A 15,397-nucleotide genomic window follows, 5' to 3' on the forward strand; every position below is an offset into this window, starting at 1 on the left:
GAGTGATGAATAGTATTAGCTGAAAGTGAGGGAAATAGTGAAAGAAATAATAAAAATAGACTCTACAATGCGAAAAACTGGTTTTGAGAAAAAGACGCGGGTTGCAGCGTATGCGAGAGTTTCTACCGACAGTGATGAGCAGCTTCTCAGTCTAGAGGTACAGAAGGAGCATTATGAAAACTATATTAAGTCTAATCCCTGCTGGGAGTATGCGGGGCTTTACTTTGACGAGGGTATTAGCGGCACGAAAATCGATAAGCGTGAAAGTCTTAAACAACTGCTTAAAGACTGTGAAAGTGGTCAGATAGACAGGATTGTTACAAAGTCTATTAGTAGGCTTGCAAGAAACACGGTTGACTGTCTTGAAATAGTTAGAAAACTTACCGGTCTTGGTATTTATTTGTATTTTGAGAAAGAAAACATTGATACCGAGCATATGAGTTCAGAGCTCATGCTTTCTATCTTAAGTTCCATTGCACAAAGTGAATCAAGATCTATCTCGGAAAACAGCATGTGGTCAATTCAAAAAAGGTTCGAAAACGGAAGCTATGTCATTTCTTCCCCATCGTATGGGTATAAAAACGAGAACGGGAAAATGATTATCGTTCCAAAGGAAGCTGAGGTTATAAAAGACATCTTTAGTATGGCACTTTTAGGTAAAGGCGGGCATGTGATAGCTAATGAGCTGACGGCTAAAAAGATTCCTGCGAAAAGAGGAGCTAAATGGTCTTCGACTACCGTGAACGCTATTTTGAACAATAAAACATACACAGGGGATGTGGTTTTTCAAAAGACATTTACAGACGATAATTTTAACCGCCATAAAAACTGTGGCGAGAAAAAACAGTATGTTATTGAAAACCATCACGAGGCTATCATCAGTCATGAAACTTTTAATCTTGTGCATGATCTGAGACAGAAGAGGAAATTAAAACTAAATATTACCGGCGGTAGTAATAAATACCTTGCTAGATATGTGTTTTCAGGGAAACTTTACTGCGGTAATTGTCACAGTAGGTTAAAGAAACACGACCGGCATAAAAAAGATGGAGCCTATGTTGTTTGGTGTTGTACCAAGCATATACGTGAAATTAAATGCTGCCCTATGAAAGCTGTAAAAGAGGAGTATGTTAAATTAGCTTTTCTTCAAATGCTTAACAAGTTCAAAGCAACATACGCTCAAATATTAACGCCTTTCATAAAAAGCTTAAGAAACGTGAATAATAAAGACGGATTGAACAAGGTTATCGAACTCGAAGAAAAAATAGCTAAGCTGCAAGAACAGGAGCAAGTACTCAGTAAGCTTTTAGCCGGTGGCTACATTGAGATGGATTCCTACTATCTGGAAAGCAATCAGCTTAAAAAGGAAATGGATACTTGTCTTAAGGAAAAACTTCAGCTTTCCAACAGTTTAAACGGTAACTTAACGCACTTAAACGAGGCACAAAAACTTCAACGGTTCGTCAGCGTCACAGAAGTATTTAGCGAGTTTAAGGACGAGGATTTTCTGGATTTTGTAGACGATGTCGTAGTTAAAAGCAGAACAGAATTTATTTTTCATTTGAAATGCGGATTGGAATTAGAAGAAGAGGTGAAAGAAACATGGCACACATCCCATATGGTTACAGAATAGTAGACGGTAAAGCGGTTATAGACGAAAAAGAAGCTCTGAAAGTTAGAGAACTTTTCCGTAAATTCTTAGAATTTGGAACGATTTCTGAAACGGCTCGAGCAGTGAACATTGATAAAACACACTCTGTAATTAGCAATATTTTGAAAAATAAAACGTACTTAGGAACATCGCTTTACCCGAGTCTTTTAGATGAAGAAACTTTTTATAAAGTTCAGCAGTTAAGAGCCAACAATTTTAGAAAAAGACCTCGTACAACAGAGCTAAAACCTTTAATAACAACAAATGTTACGTACGAAATAGGCGTTATAGAAAAGAAACATGATGATCCTTATCGGCAAGCAGCATACGCGTACAGTCAAATCAAGGGAGGTGTAAAATGAGTGCCAACGTTACAATTATTCCACCAAGAAAAATAGCGGGGAATACGGTAGATAAGCATAAAGATAAGCCGAAGTTAAGAGTAGTAGCGTATTGTCGTGTCAGTACTGACAGTGAAGAACAGGCAACAAGTTATGACACGCAAGTTCAGCATTATACGGATTATATTTCAAGAAATCCTCTCTGGGAGTTTGCCGGCATTTATGCTGATGACGGTATTTCAGGAACTAGCACGAAAAAACGTGTCGGTTTCAACGACATGATCCACGATTGCATGAGCGGTAAGGTAGACATGGTTATCACTAAGTCGATTAGCCGTTTTGCGAGAAACACTATCGACTGTTTAAAGTTTGTTAGACAGTTGAAAGACAAAAACATTCCGATCATTTTTGAAAAAGAAAACATCAACACCATGGAAGCAAGTGGAGAACTATTGCTTACTATCATGGCTTCTTTAGCTCAACAGGAATCCGCGTCACTTTCTCAGAATGTGAAGCTTGGACTTAAGTTCCGCTACCAGGAAGGCAAAGTGCAAATCAACCATAACTGGTTTTTAGGATACACAAAAAACGATGAAGGAAATCTTGTAATTCTTGAACAGGAAGCAAAAGTCGTAAGAAGGATTTATAGAGAATATTTAGAAGGAGCAAGCCTTAGAGATATAGCGGAGGGTCTTGAAAAAGACGGTGTTAAAAACGGTGCCGGGCATTTAAAATGGCACTTGTCTAATATTAAAACCATCTTGCAAAACGAAAAATATATTGGTGATGCTCTTTTACAAAAAACCATCACGACAGATTTTATTAACCATGTTCGTATAAAAAATGATGGAACAGAACCACAGTATTATGTAAAAGATAGCCACGCTTCGATTATTCCAAGAGATATTTTCTTTAAAGTTCAAGAAGAAATGGTAAGACGAGCCAACATGTTTAGTGGTGAGGAGAACAAAAAAAGAAGAGTTTATTCCAGCAAGTACGCTTTATCCAGCCTATGTGTTTGTTCTAAATGCGGGGATGTTTACAGAAGAATTGCTTGGAACAATCGAGGAGTGCGTTCTGTTGTTTGGCGTTGTTGTACCAGATGGGAAAATGGTCCTAGTGCTTGTGATGCTCCGACAGTAAAAGAGGAAGAACTGCAGTCTGCTACAGTGAAAGCCATAAACAAGGTGTTTAGTATACCGGATGAAGTATTGGATACGTTGAATAACAATATTAGAGAAATTATCGCTGGCAACAACTTAAGCGAGATTGAAACGGTTGATAAAAAAATCGCGGACAAACAAGCGATACTACTAGCCTTGCTTAAAGCTAAAAAAGACTACACGAAAATAGCTGATGAGATTGATGAGCTTAAAGTTAAGAAACAGCAGCTTCTTATAGAAAAAGCAGGTCAAGAAGATGCTAAAAGACGAATCAGAGAAATGGAAGATTTTCTGAAAAGTGAGCGTCACGATATTAGTGAATATGACGAGAAGCTGGTAAGAAAGTACATCAAGAAAATAAAAGTTTACGAGGACAAGTTCAGCGTAACTTTTAAATCAGAGTTTAGTGTGGATGTTGAAAGGGCATCGTAAAAGCCAAAGTACTTTTAGCATTTGAAATGTTACAAAACTCAGCCTAGGGGGGGGGGGGAAATCCTCTCTAGGCTGTTTTTTGTTTTTATGCTCAAGAATCAAGCTATCAAGCCAATCTTAAACCTTTTAACGATAGCTTTTCCTATCGTTAAAAGGTGCACCCAATATCCATAGTGTACACTCAAAAAAGTGTAGCTATACTTGGAGTTCTCTCAATCCACGTCGAGAGTGTCGTATTGATGTCAAAGGCTTAATAGGTGGGTGCAAATTTGCCCTTGTGTAGCAGGGCTTAGCGAGAGTTATCGTTAAAAGGTTTAATGCGTGGCGACTGTAAGATGGCTCGGAGCGGTTTTTGAGAGTGATTTTGCTGTTTGAGGGAAGATATCAACGCTCTGGGGTCGAGTGCACAGGATGTTAACGTTAAAAAGTGCACCCACTTTGCACCCACCCTGTGAAGTGGGAAAATATAGCTCAAAAGGTAAAATGAAACCTGATTATTAGTATGTGCACGAGGAGGTGCTTAAGGAATGGATAATAAGAAGTTTATCGCAGAGACGAAAGATGTTCGTTTAACGGTGAAACGTGCTGATACCTTTGGTGTGAGCTTTGTTAACTGTGAACAAGATATATTGAGGGTTGAGGAAGCGCAAAATGTTATAAGGCTTATTCAAACTAAAAAAGTCTCAGCTTCGAATTGGGTGAGGTGGCTTACTCAGGGTATGCCTGAAATTCTTGTGAGTTTGCCACATGATGTGGAAGTTTGTGAGGTTGAATCTGATTCTAATCAAGTGCTCATCACGGATATTGAGATTGGTAAGCTTTATGTAGAAGTGAACAATGGCAAGGTAGAAGTTGTTAATTTGAAGGCGGATGATGTCTTTCTTAAATGTTATAATGGGTTGGCTTCAGCAACAAACGTAGAAGTAACTCATGTTTGTACGCTTGATACGTTAAATGGCATGAGTATTTTAGAAGGAACAATCACCAAGGATGCAAGCCTTGAAGTAGATTGTGAGAATGGTGTCACCGAGGTTTCAGATAAGAAGAAGGTAAATTGTAAAAACGATGGATTTGCGCATTACATGGTGCACTGTCTTAATGGGAAAGCTATTGCGAAGTAGCAGACATATAGATCAAAAAAGAAGCAATAAAACTTGATATAAGTTGGAATTAGAGCGTATATAGACATACCGATAAAGGAGGAAGCCGTATATGCTCTATGTAAAATTTGATGATTTCGAAGATGTTAGCGTCATGGGAAATGAGAAAGATCATGGAATGTTTATTCCGATTAAGGATGGGAATGTGTATGCTGAGTGCGAACGGTGCGGTGTAGTTGAAAGGATCACCTCACCATGCGAATTCATTGCTAGCACATTTAGGTCAAGAGTGAACTTCAATGAAGGTTATGAACTTTGCGAGAAGTGCTTGCAAGAGGTTGAGTTTGTTACTGTCGCTTTGAGAACTGGAAAATTACCTAATCGAGAATTGAAATGACTGAAAAGCAAAGCAGTGATAACCGTAGTAATACATGAAAAACTAAACGTTAAAAGGTGCACACACTTTGCACCCGGGCGGTAAATGATAATTTAGGGAGGCGTTTTATGTCAGTAATTAAAATTGAAAACCTCACTTTCTCATATTATGGATATGTAAAACCCATATTTAAAAATGTATCGTTTTCCTTTGATACAAACTGGAAAACGGGATTGATAGGAAGAAATGGAATCGGTAAATCAACTCTATTTAAGTTACTTTTAAATCAAGAAACTTATCAAGGTAAAATAAGCAAGGATGTTGAATTTATTAAATTTCCACCAAATATAAGCGATACTTCAAAATTAGGAATTGAGTTATATAAAGAACTAATATCAGATGATGAAGAATGGAAGTTATTTAGAGAACTCAGTTTGCTAAATGTAGATGAGAACCTTGTTTACAGAGAGTTTGAAACGCTTTCTAAAGGGGAACAAACAAAAATCCTTTTAGCTATTTTGTTTACAAGAGAAGATGGCTTTTTACTTATTGATGAACCAACAAACCATTTAGATATGGACGGAAGAAAAATTGTAAGTGAATATCTGAAAAGTAAAAAAGGATTTTTGCTTATATCTCATGATAGAGATTTTTTAGATGGTTGTATCAATCATGTTATTTCTATTAACAGGAATTCTATTGATGTCCAATCGGGAAATTTTACATCATGGTATGAAAACAAAGTGATGAAAGACCAATTTGAAATTAGTCAAAATGAGAGATTAAGAAAAGATATTAAACGATTAAAAGAGTCTGCAAGACAAAGTCAAATTTGGTCTGATAAAATTGAAAATACTAAAAATGGTGTAAAAGTATCAGGTGTAAAACCAGACAAAGGACATATAGGTCATCAATCAGCCAAGATGATGAAAAAATCTAAGAATTTGGAGAATAGACAAAACAAGGCAATAGAAGAAAAACAGAGTTTACTAAAAGATATCGAAACAAAGGAAAGTCTATTATTGCATCCATTACATCATCATAAAAATCCTCTAATATCGGTTAGCAATTTATCATCATGCTATGGAGAGAGACAGATCCTAAATAATGTAAGTTTCGAGATAAAGCAAGGCGACATAGTGGCTATATATGGGGGTAATGGTAGCGGAAAATCAACCTTGATTAAAATTTTATTAGGTATAAATCACGAGTATACAGGTGAGATAAAATTAGCAGGTAATTTAAAAATCTCGTATATTCCTCAAGACACATCTAATTTAACAGGTAGCCTAAATGAATATATTCACAAGCAAGATGTTGATGAAACATTGTGTAAAACAATTCTAAGAAAATTAGATTTTTCAAGAGAATTATTTGAAATGGATATGAAGAATTATAGTGATGGACAAAAAAAGAAAGTTTTAATTGCTGTAAGTTTCTCAAAGCCAGCTCATATATTTGTTTGGGACGAACCACTGAATTATATAGATGTAATATCAAGAATACAGATTGAGGAAATTATAAAAGAAGCAAAGCCTACACTCATATTTGTGGAACACGATAAGCGATTTGTAGAAGATATCGCTAATAAAATAATACAATTTTAAGTAAAATCCAAATCCCAGTTTGTAGTGCCTTAGACTTTTATCATCATACGACATTCCCCTTGCCAGTTTCTCTCCTGCAATGAACGTTAAGGCTCTTTTATTGATGCATGGTTATCATAAGGGTAGTCTTGATACACGTGAGACTGTCGTATTGATGTCAAGGGCTTAATAGGTGGGTGCATTTTTGCCCTTGTGCAGCAAGGCTTAGTGAGGGCTATTGTTAAAAGGTTTAGCGTGTGGCTGCTTTAGGCTGGCTTGGCGTGATTTTTGAGTGCTATTTTTCTGTATGAGGTAAGATATCGACGCTCTAGGGTCGAGTGCACAGGATGTTAACGTTAAAAAGTGCACCCACTTTGCACCCACCTTGTGAAGTGGGAAAATATAGCTCAAAAGGTAAAATGAAACCTGATTATTAGTATGTGTACGAGGAGGTGTTTAAGGAAATGGACAAGCTCGTTCGTTTTTGCCGTGAAGTAGCGATGTTCGGCTTGACGGTTGCCTTAATCGCGATGCTGGTTGCCTTAATATGGGATGGCACACTTGCTATTAGAATTGGTTTTACCTCTTTTGTTATTGGTGTCACAGTGATCTCGCTTAAGACTGTCCTTCGAAAGACGGATTGAATTTTGTTTGGTTCAAGTCAATAGTTGAATATCTCACGTTGGGTGACTATTGCTGATTTCTGTCAGTAATAGTCACTTCTTTTTATGAATCTTAAAGTCAGGCTCAATGTCCGTCCTGTTTAGCCGGTGATTAGGGGTAATCGTTAAAAGATTAACAATTGTATCAATGAAAATGCACGGAAATTGCAGAACCAGGATGAGTATGAGAAAAAATATACGAGTCTAGTGAACAGGTTTAATACTGTAGAATAAAGGCTTAAGGGAGTAAAAGCTCGCATTGTTGACAAGCAAATGAGGCATGATGAAGTTGAATATTTTATCGAGGATTTGAAAAAGCAGGACTTGTTAACAGTGTTCGATGAAAACGTCTGGCTTAGCATGGTTGACTATCTAACTGTGCATCAAGATGGAAAGGTTGAGTTTACTTTCCTTGATGGGAGCAAGACAGAACTAAAGCGTTAATCTTACAGGGAAATGTGGCAAGGCAAAATAAAAGCACATCAACGGCTTGCTGATGTGCTTTTTTGCTATTAAAAAAGTTATATGTTGATTATAATAGAATTAGTTTAGTATCGATGGAGAGAATTTCCTATGAGTAATAGTAAAACTTTTAACCTATTTTTAATGGACGGTGAGGTTACTGGGCGCATTAAATGCACACTTCCTAGCTGGAGTGGTTTAGCTTATAAAGTTCCTAGAACCTATCTAGATAAATGTAAGAATAGAGTACAACTCAAGCAGTGTGGCGTTTATTTTTTGTTTGGCAAGAATGATGATGATGAGGATGAAGTATATATTGGGCAAGCTGGTATTAGGAAAAATGGTGAAGGTGTTCTTTTTAGAGTTAATGAACATCTAAAAGACGATTTTTACTTTAGTGAAGCGGTTATGTTTACGACTAGTGACAATTCGTGGGGGCCAACGGAAATAAGTTATCTTGAAAACAAATTTACTAACCTTGCTATTGATACTGATCGTTATAAAGTAAGGAATGGTAATGATCCTAACCCTGGTAATGTGACGGAAGAAAAAGAGGCGGAGTTAGAGGTTTATGTTGAGCAGTTTAAGATGATGCTTGGTGTTTTAGGCTATAAGATTTTTGTGCCTTTGGTAAAAACACAAACACCTGCAGCTAAAGAACAAGATGATAATGAGCTGGTATTAAGTCTTTCTCGAAAGATTAAAAGGTCGCATAAAAGCATAGAAGCGCATTGCAAACGAACGAACGAGGGTTTTGTGGTATTGATGGGAAGTCAGATTGAAGAAACAGATTCTGATGCTATTCCAGATACCATCAAAGAGCTAAGACAGCGGTGCAAACAAAATAACGAAATTAAAGACGGCGTGCTCACTAAGAATTATTTGTTTAAGAGCCCGTCTTATGCTGCTTCATTTGTTTTAGGAATGACAACAAACGGTAAGACTGACTGGAAAACAGAAAATGGCATCTCACTGAAAATGCTAGAAGAACGAGAAATTTAAATATGTTGTGTGTAAATAATTAAAACGGTAGTAATATCGCCTTTTTATGCATAAAAACAAAGATTTCAGAGCTCCAAGTCAAAGTTTCAGGATTCCTATAAATAGTTTCAGAGTTCAAGGGCAAGGTTTCATTGTATTCAACACGTTATGAAACTATATATGAAAACTGCCAACGAGATTGATGAGCTTAAAGGTAAGAAACAGCAGCTTCTTATAGAAAAAGCAGGTCAAGAAGATGCTAAAAGACGAATCAGAGAAATGGAAGATTTTCTGAAAAGTGAGCGTCACGATATTAGTGAATATGAAGAGAAGCTGGTAAGAAAGTACATCAAGAAAATAAAAGTTTACGAGGATAAGTTCAGCGTAACTTTTAAATCAGAGATTAGTGTGAATATTGAAAGGGCATCGTAAAAGTCAAAAGACTGTGAGCGTTTGAAATGTTACAAAAGTCAGCCTAGGGGAATCATCTCTAGGCTGTTTTTTATGCTTAATAATCAAGTTATCAAGCCAATCTTAAACCTTTTAACGATAGCTTTTCCTATCGTTAAAAGGTGCACCCAATATCCATAGTGTGCACTCAAAAAAGTGTAGCTATACTACCCGTTCTCTCAATCCATACAGAATCAGTGGCGTTCCTTTACAAATCGCACTGAATCAAGATATCGTTTTGATGATTTCTACTGTGCTTGCAGCCTGTTGTGGCGTTTTCGTCCTTGTGTAGCAGGGGTTTGCGAGGGCTATCGTTAAAAGGTTTAATGCGTGGCTGCTTTAGGCTGGGTTCTAGCGGTTTTTGAGCGCAGTTTGGCTGTTTGAGGGAACATGTCTACGCTCTGGGGTCGAGTGCACAGGATGTTAACGTTAAAAAGTGCACACACTTTGCACCCCCTTGTCTAAAAAATTTAACATTTTGAAAGGAGGAATAATGGAAACAATAGTATCCGCTTTATTAGTTTTTGTTTCTACATCCATTGACTACTTAGTTGTTTTGACTATTTTATTCGCTAGTCAAGGAAAGAAAGGTTTGAAATCAATTTATGTAGGGCAGTATTTAGGTACAGGACTGCTTGTACTGGCTAGTCTTATTGCCGCTTACTTTTTAAATTTTATTCCACAAGATTGGATTATCGGACTCCTTGGTCTAATTCCGCTAGGTCTTGGTATAAGAGCAATTTTTGTGGATGAAGATATTGATGAAGAAGATATCGAGGGGAAAATTACCGGAAATGGATCAAAAATCTTAGCATTTACAAGTTTAACAGTGGCAATGGGTGGAGATAATTTGGGAATTTATATCCCCTATTTTACAGGAAAGAGTTTGATTGAGATTGGTATAAGTTTAGTAATATTTGCCTTAGGGATTTTGATTCTATGCAAATTATCTCAAAATCTCGCCTCAATTTCTGCTATCGGAGAGACTGTGGAAAAGTACGAAAAAGTAATTGTACCTGTCGTGTTTATTGGACTCGGTCTCTATATATTGATTGAAAATGGAACTATTAATTATTTCATAGGTCAAGTCCTAAAAGTGGTGTAAATTCATTTCCTTCCCTTTATCTGTTATTTTTATGTTCAAACTCAAACGAGAAAAATAAGTGGTGCTTCCCACCGTCACGGCGCTTCACCGTGCTATAAGATGCAGGAGGCTGATTAGGTGGGTGCATTTTAGTCCTTGTGTAGCAAGGCTTAGTGAGGGCTATGGTTAAAAGGTTTGGCGTGTGGCGGCTTTAGGCTGAGTTCTTGTGGTTTTTGAGCGTGTTTTGGCTGTATGGGGGAAGATATCTACGCTCTAGGGTCGAGTGCACAGGATGTTAACGTACTTCGCTTGCGTTGAAAGCACACTGTGCTTTCAACTTTGAGCAAGCTCAGCGAATCGAAGTGCATTCGCGAATTATGTTATTCCTCACGGCTATTAGTAGCCGTTCGGCTGATTTGGCATGTAAAGTCCACTGGACTTTACATTTGAGCCAAATCACGCTTTGAAGGAGCTTGAAATGCGTTATACAATTTCAAGCTCTGTCAAAGCGCCCATGCAAGTCGATTCGCCACTTTGCACCCACCCTGTGAAGTGAGGATATACAGTATAGTTTGCATAATTATTTATTACGCAAAAAACATGATAATAAAATTTATACAAGCAAAAAGAGATGTTACTCAAATGGCATAATTGTAAAAAGTTACTTTATAACATTCTCCTATATCGTGGGGCTTAAATCTAAGCCCCACTTTTTATATTCAAAACTATTTTTTCAAATAAATAAAAGTCAAAGACTTTACATATTTAACGCTTATTCTTAGCTAAAATACCTGTTTTTAATATCATTTGTAAGCATACGCTGAACAAAAAAATACAAAACAATATATTGCATATAAAAGGTGAAATACTGCGCGCAATTATTGCGCCTAAGTTTACAGTAAATGTCGCAAAAATACCGATAATAATTCCTTCAGTAAAATGAGTATAATGGTAACGAGCATTAGCAATACTACCACTTATAGCTGTAGGAAGCATGACAAGCAAAGCAGTTCCTCTTGCCATAAGGTCTCCCATGCCGAGCAAAAGTTGCACGCATGGCACTATAATTCCTCCGCCACCAACGCCTAAAATACCTGAAAAAATACCAGAAACAACGCCTATAAATATAAGACATATAGCTTTTAAAAAACTAACATTAAAATCTACATTTCTTAACGGAATCCAAATTTGACTAGAACATATAACTAGTAATACAAAAAGTATAAAACACCAAGGAAATATTTTTTTAGGCAAAATATGTGAAAAATATACCCCAATTTGTGATCCGAAAACTGAACCTATTATTAGAAAAAATGCTGATAAAAATGACACTTTGCCGTTTAAACCGTAAACAATGCTTCCACAAAGCGACGTTATAATTATGGCAACAAGAGAAGTAGCACTAGCATGACGCTGATCAAATTTCATAAAAACAGTTAATGCAGGAACTATCACCATTCCTCCACCTACACCGAACAATCCTGATAAGAAACCTGCTAATAGTCCAATGAAAACGATTAAAACAATATTCTGGAAATTATATTTGATTTTAAAAATATTTCTCAACATATATCTTTTCTTCACAAATTACCTCCTCGTACTTTATTCACTACTTTTACTAGATTATATGAAAAATAGAATATTTCTATACTAGTTCAATTGTAATTTATGTATTTATTTATCTAATTAACGTAAGTAATGGATAATAAGAAGTTTATCGCAGAGACGAAAGATGTTCGTTTAACGGTGAAACGTGCTGATACATTTGGCGTGAGCTTTGTTAACTGTGAACAAGATATATTGAGGGTTGAGGAAGCGCAAAATGTTATAAGGCTTATTCAAACTAAAAAAGTTTCAGCTTCGAATTGGCTGAGGTGGTTTACTCAGGGTATGCCTGAAATTGTTGTGAGTTTGCCACATGATGTGGAAGTTTGTGAGGTTGAATCTGATTCTAATCAAGTGCTCATCACGGATATTGAGATTGGTAAGCTTTATGTAGAAGTGAACAATGGCTTTGTATCCACTGGAGAAAGATAAAATTCATATTTAATGAAATTGACAATCAGGTCTTATGGAGGGTTTTATGGCTGAGATTTGGGATGCGTATGATAAAGAATTTAATAAATTAAAGAATATTACATTAGTGAGAGGAGAACCAATTCCTGACGGCATGTATCATTTGGTGGGCGAAGTAATTGTTAAACATATAGATGGGACTTACCTTATTATGCAAAGAGATTTTGAAAAGAAATTCGGTGGAATGTGGGAGTTGACAGCAGGTGGTTCTGCATTGCAATATGAAACACCATTAGAATGTGCAGTAAGAGAATTAAAAGAAGAAACAGGTATTGAAGCTTCAAAAATTATGGAGATCGGAAGATTTGTGCAGGATGTTTACCACTCTCTTTATGTTGAATATCTATGCGTAACCGATTGTAAGAAAAATGCAATTGCTCTTCAAAAAGGAGAAACGGTTAATTATAAGTGGGTAGATAAAAAGAGCCTTTTTGAAATGAGCCAAGACGAGTTAGTATCATCAAGGGCAATCAAACTTATTAAAACAATAGATATATAAATTCAAGTTTGGCTGTTTGAGGGAAGATATCAACGCTCTAGGGTCGAGTGCAATAAGTTCAATGACTGTTGCTTGTGCACAATGTGATATACAAATGTATCAATCACTTGGGTTTTCAATTCAGATTGGGAACTTGTTTGCATTTGAACCATAAGTCACAGTCATTAGATAAAAAATGAAGGAGTAAACCATGGAACATAATTGCGGATTTATTAACGATAAAAAAGCATTTAGATATAGAGCAGCAGCCATCATAGTCGAAGAAGGTTGTGTGCTATTTGCAAGAAATGATGAGGACGACTATTTCTACTCAGTTGGCGGAGCGGTTCACATGGGCGAGACATCAGAAGAAGCCGTCAAGAGAGAAGTATTTGAAGAGACAGGTCTTAATTACGAGGTCGATCATCTTGCTGTCATACACGAGAACTTCTTCATCGGCAGCTCTGGCTTAAAAGGAGTAGACTTCCATGAGCTGACATTCTACTACATGATGAAGCCCATGGGCAAAAGAGATTTTACGAGCCAAAGCACTACAGAGTCAGGTGCTAAAGAGACAATGCATTGGTTACCTATAGATGAGCTTGATAAGTGCAAGGCTTACCCGACATTTATGAAAGAATATCTTAAATCGGAGCACAGTGGAATAGAGCATATAATTTCAGATGAAAGATATTAATGAATCCCGCTATTATGGTAAGAGATCGTTACATGGAAAATTTGATTTAAAAGACAAGCCAGTCTCTGATGTTCTTAAAGTACAAGGTATTGATAAAGCAGGTAATGTTGCTGTAGGCTATAAGGAAAAGTAGTAATATTTTCACTCAAGAATCAAGCTATTAAGCAAATCTTAAACCTTTAACGATAGCTTTTTTAATAATCGTTAACATAATAATGATAGTTATTAGGAATAGTTATTCCAGTAGTGCGTCAATATTTCGTTTTGAGTATAGAAGTCTGCGCACTTCCATAGTGTCGTCGATGACAACGTAAAAAACAGAAAAGTTGCGTACGTTAATCCTGTAGTAGGGGTGTTCTCGTGTTTTTTGATTAATTACTCCTTACGCTATCAAAGACGTCAGCTTTAGAAAGACGCGTAGAAGTGTTTGCGGCAAAAGTATCTGCTTCATCGAGTTTTCTTTCAATGTCGTCAGTGAGGGCAGAGTATTGTTTGATGCTCATGAGAACCATAGTTCCATAACCGTTTTTTGTAAGGAATACTGGTGTATTTGAATTTATAACTGTTTCTTCTACTTCTGGGAATTTATTTCTTAAATCGGAAACTGGGCGAATATTAATCATTTTATTAACCTCCTTTTATCAAAAAAGTATCATAATCATATCAAGATTACAATTATATTAGTGGCTTGGCACTTAAAAAAGTGTAGCTATACTCGGAGTTCTCTCAATCCATACAGAATCAGTAGCACTCCTTTACAAATCGTACTGAATCAAGATATCGTTTTGATGATACCTATTTGCGTACAGTCTAGTTGCTGCGTTTTAGGCTTTGTGTAGCAAAGCTTAGTGAGGGCTATCGTTAAAAGGTTTAATGCGAAGCGGCTTTAAGCTGGGTTCTTGTGGTTTTTGAGCGTGATCTTGCTGTCGAGTAGTTGTGCGATTTAGTTGCTTATGTTTTGGGGAACAAAATGGTATAAAAATTGTAAAAAAGTTCCCTACATTATTTGATTTCTCATGGTAACGGCTTGCTGGTTATTCCAAAAAATAAGGTTTCTGAGTTTAAGAAGTTGTTTGTTGAGTATTATGAAGGTGAAGATTTGCAGGTGATTGCTTCGTTTATGAGGGAATATTGTTGGAAGCATTAAACGTGCATGATGATATTGATTCTTCTGGTTCTTCTGTTTCGTGAACCTTGCTGTTTATGAAGAGTATAGTTTGCTAGTAAATGAAGAGATTAGCGTTGATAATCTAGACAAATTAGTACGAAAAAGTAATATATTTATTAAGATTATTACAGTAATCAGAGTGAATGGTAGATCTTGTTTACTTAATAGTCTGTTTTATGATCATTTGATACAGAGTCGTGTTAACGAAAAGGAGGCTAGTAGTGTTATGAGAAGTAAAACTATTTTTTGTAAAAACATTTTTCAAAGTTGTCTTGTTATACTTCTGCTACTAGGCACTCTCTTTTTTCTTGCTGGATGCGCTGACGATGATGAGAAGGCGGAGCTTGCGTCGTATCATTGGGAGACGGTGGCGGTGTCTAGGGAAGAGTTTCGTATACCAGAAAACTATATGAATAAGGATGAGTTGTATCTCTTTGTGTCGCGGGATATTCTGGATTCTCATTATGATTTGTCTAAGGTCACCCTCGGAGATAAGCGTATTAAGTTAGTTGACTCATCGTTCAATTTACCTGCTCCAGGACTTAAAGCTTTATTTTTAGTTGGGAAATTTGATTTAAAAGACAAGTCAAGTTCTGATGTTCTTAAAGTACCAGGGATTAATAAAACAGGTAATGTTGCTGTAGGTTATAAGAAGAAATAGTAATATTTTGCACTTAATTTGAAGCGTTT

The 15,397-nt window shown here is 36.5% G+C and carries 17 protein-coding genes and 1 pseudogene; 16 read left to right on the plus strand and 2 right to left on the minus strand.

What is annotated here, in order from left to right; translation table 11 throughout:
• The first annotated feature begins 37 nt into the window (after positions 1 to 37).
• The 11 genes and pseudogenes from HXT50_RS00660 to HXT50_RS00710 all read left to right on the plus strand — a co-directional run bounded on the left by HXT50_RS00660 (position 38) and on the right by HXT50_RS00710 (position 10,309).
• Positions 38 to 1,633 carry a recombinase family protein gene (locus HXT50_RS00660; RefSeq protein WP_421776892.1) on the plus strand — a complete coding sequence of 532 codons (1,596 nt, stop codon included), beginning with the start codon at positions 38 to 40 and terminating at the stop codon, positions 1,631 to 1,633.
• Positions 1,603 to 2,013, plus strand: a complete 411-nt coding sequence (locus HXT50_RS00665) for a recombinase family protein (RefSeq protein WP_421776893.1) — start codon at positions 1,603 to 1,605, stop codon at positions 2,011 to 2,013. The genes HXT50_RS00660 and HXT50_RS00665 overlap by 31 nt, the downstream gene beginning before the upstream one ends.
• Positions 2,010 to 3,587, plus strand: a complete 1,578-nt coding sequence (locus HXT50_RS00670) for a recombinase family protein (protein WP_421776894.1) — start codon at positions 2,010 to 2,012, stop codon at positions 3,585 to 3,587. Before HXT50_RS00665 ends, HXT50_RS00670 begins: the two co-directional genes overlap by 4 nt.
• Positions 3,588 to 4,114: 527 nt before the next feature.
• A complete protein-coding gene (locus HXT50_RS00675; protein WP_421776895.1) occupies positions 4,115 to 4,708 on the plus strand; it encodes a hypothetical protein in 594 nt (197 codons plus the stop codon).
• A gap of 91 nt (positions 4,709 to 4,799) precedes the next feature.
• Entirely contained in the window at positions 4,800 to 5,084 is a 285-nt protein-coding gene (locus HXT50_RS00680) for a hypothetical protein (protein ID WP_004114737.1), read from the plus strand.
• Between the two features lie 107 nt (positions 5,085 to 5,191).
• Entirely contained in the window at positions 5,192 to 6,670 is a 1,479-nt protein-coding gene (locus tag HXT50_RS00685; protein ID WP_004113321.1) for an Lsa family ABC-F type ribosomal protection protein, read from the plus strand.
• Positions 6,671 to 7,113: 443 nt separating this feature from the next.
• Positions 7,114 to 7,293, plus strand: coding sequence for a hypothetical protein (locus HXT50_RS00690; protein ID WP_004104935.1), 180 nt, complete (start codon positions 7,114 to 7,116; stop codon positions 7,291 to 7,293).
• 183 nt (positions 7,294 to 7,476) lie between these two features.
• A pseudogene (locus tag HXT50_RS00695) lies at positions 7,477 to 7,755 on the plus strand (hypothetical protein).
• 129 nt (positions 7,756 to 7,884) lie between these two features.
• Positions 7,885 to 8,775 carry a GIY-YIG nuclease family protein gene (locus HXT50_RS00700; RefSeq protein ID WP_421776896.1) on the plus strand — a complete coding sequence of 297 codons (891 nt, stop codon included), beginning with the start codon at positions 7,885 to 7,887 and terminating at the stop codon, positions 8,773 to 8,775.
• Positions 8,776 to 8,934: 159 nt separating this feature from the next.
• Positions 8,935 to 9,186, plus strand: coding sequence for an integrase (locus HXT50_RS00705; protein WP_421776897.1), 252 nt, complete (start codon positions 8,935 to 8,937; stop codon positions 9,184 to 9,186).
• A gap of 511 nt (positions 9,187 to 9,697) precedes the next feature.
• Positions 9,698 to 10,309 carry a CadD family cadmium resistance transporter gene (locus HXT50_RS00710; protein ID WP_004573936.1) on the plus strand — a complete coding sequence of 204 codons (612 nt, stop codon included), beginning with the start codon at positions 9,698 to 9,700 and terminating at the stop codon, positions 10,307 to 10,309.
• A 744-nt stretch (positions 10,310 to 11,053) separates the two neighbouring features.
• Here HXT50_RS00710 and HXT50_RS00715 read toward each other — a convergent pair.
• Complete coding sequence (locus HXT50_RS00715; RefSeq protein WP_415707252.1) at positions 11,054 to 11,857, minus strand: sulfite exporter TauE/SafE family protein; 804 nt, start codon at positions 11,855 to 11,857, stop codon at positions 11,054 to 11,056.
• 129 nt (positions 11,858 to 11,986) lie between these two features.
• Between HXT50_RS00715 and HXT50_RS00720 the strand changes: the two genes are divergently transcribed.
• The 4 genes from HXT50_RS00720 to HXT50_RS00735 all read left to right on the plus strand — a co-directional run bounded on the left by HXT50_RS00720 (position 11,987) and on the right by HXT50_RS00735 (position 13,672).
• Positions 11,987 to 12,325, plus strand: a complete 339-nt coding sequence (locus HXT50_RS00720; protein WP_004573940.1) for a hypothetical protein — start codon at positions 11,987 to 11,989, stop codon at positions 12,323 to 12,325.
• A gap of 46 nt (positions 12,326 to 12,371) precedes the next feature.
• Positions 12,372 to 12,863: an NUDIX hydrolase gene (locus HXT50_RS00725; RefSeq protein WP_421776898.1), complete on the plus strand. Its 492-nt coding sequence runs from the start codon at positions 12,372 to 12,374 to the stop codon at positions 12,861 to 12,863.
• A gap of 190 nt (positions 12,864 to 13,053) precedes the next feature.
• Positions 13,054 to 13,539, plus strand: coding sequence for an NUDIX hydrolase (locus HXT50_RS00730; RefSeq protein ID WP_004136341.1), 486 nt, complete (start codon positions 13,054 to 13,056; stop codon positions 13,537 to 13,539).
• Entirely contained in the window at positions 13,526 to 13,672 is a 147-nt protein-coding gene (locus tag HXT50_RS00735) for a hypothetical protein (RefSeq protein ID WP_162720527.1), read from the plus strand. Before HXT50_RS00730 ends, HXT50_RS00735 begins: the two co-directional genes overlap by 14 nt.
• A 238-nt stretch (positions 13,673 to 13,910) precedes the next feature.
• On the opposite strand, the gene HXT50_RS00740 is transcribed toward HXT50_RS00735, so the two are convergent.
• A complete protein-coding gene (locus tag HXT50_RS00740) occupies positions 13,911 to 14,162 on the minus strand; it encodes a type II toxin-antitoxin system Phd/YefM family antitoxin (RefSeq protein ID WP_421776899.1) in 252 nt (83 codons plus the stop codon).
• 771 nt (positions 14,163 to 14,933) lie between these two features.
• Between HXT50_RS00740 and HXT50_RS00745 the strand changes: the two genes are divergently transcribed.
• Positions 14,934 to 15,368, plus strand: a complete 435-nt coding sequence (locus HXT50_RS00745) for a hypothetical protein (RefSeq protein ID WP_421776900.1) — start codon at positions 14,934 to 14,936, stop codon at positions 15,366 to 15,368.
• Positions 15,369 to 15,397: the final 29 nt, after the last annotated feature.

The organism is Gardnerella sp. KA00243 (assembly GCF_049244105.1).
GTDB classification, from domain to species: Bacteria; Actinomycetota; Actinomycetes; order Actinomycetales; family Bifidobacteriaceae; genus Bifidobacterium; species Bifidobacterium leopoldii.

Bases quoted from the DNA above. Each gene is read 5' to 3' on its own strand.
- HXT50_RS00740 (WP_421776899.1), bottom strand. From the start codon at position 14,162: ATGATTAATATTCGCCCAGTTTCCGATTTAAGAAATAAATTCCCAGAA.
- HXT50_RS00725 (WP_421776898.1), top strand. From the start codon at position 12,372: ATGGCTGAGATTTGGGATGCGTATGATAAAGAATTTAATAAATTAAAG.
- HXT50_RS00705 (WP_421776897.1), top strand. From the start codon at position 8,935: ATGAAAACTGCCAACGAGATTGATGAGCTTAAAGGTAAGAAACAGCAG.
- HXT50_RS00700 (WP_421776896.1), top strand. From the start codon at position 7,885: ATGAGTAATAGTAAAACTTTTAACCTATTTTTAATGGACGGTGAGGTT.
- HXT50_RS00710 (WP_004573936.1), top strand. From the start codon at position 9,698: ATGGAAACAATAGTATCCGCTTTATTAGTTTTTGTTTCTACATCCATT.
- HXT50_RS00720 (WP_004573940.1), top strand. From the start codon at position 11,987: ATGGATAATAAGAAGTTTATCGCAGAGACGAAAGATGTTCGTTTAACG.
- HXT50_RS00735 (WP_162720527.1), top strand. From the start codon at position 13,526: ATGAAAGATATTAATGAATCCCGCTATTATGGTAAGAGATCGTTACAT.
- HXT50_RS00730 (WP_004136341.1), top strand. From the start codon at position 13,054: ATGGAACATAATTGCGGATTTATTAACGATAAAAAAGCATTTAGATAT.
- HXT50_RS00675 (WP_421776895.1), top strand. From the start codon at position 4,115: ATGGATAATAAGAAGTTTATCGCAGAGACGAAAGATGTTCGTTTAACG.
- HXT50_RS00745 (WP_421776900.1), top strand. From the start codon at position 14,934: ATGAGAAGTAAAACTATTTTTTGTAAAAACATTTTTCAAAGTTGTCTT.
- HXT50_RS00685 (WP_004113321.1), top strand. From the start codon at position 5,192: ATGTCAGTAATTAAAATTGAAAACCTCACTTTCTCATATTATGGATAT.
- HXT50_RS00715 (WP_415707252.1), bottom strand. From the start codon at position 11,857: ATGTTGAGAAATATTTTTAAAATCAAATATAATTTCCAGAATATTGTT.
- HXT50_RS00670 (WP_421776894.1), top strand. From the start codon at position 2,010: ATGAGTGCCAACGTTACAATTATTCCACCAAGAAAAATAGCGGGGAAT.
- HXT50_RS00680 (WP_004114737.1), top strand. From the start codon at position 4,800: ATGCTCTATGTAAAATTTGATGATTTCGAAGATGTTAGCGTCATGGGA.
- HXT50_RS00690 (WP_004104935.1), top strand. From the start codon at position 7,114: ATGGACAAGCTCGTTCGTTTTTGCCGTGAAGTAGCGATGTTCGGCTTG.
- HXT50_RS00665 (WP_421776893.1), top strand. From the start codon at position 1,603: ATGGCACACATCCCATATGGTTACAGAATAGTAGACGGTAAAGCGGTT.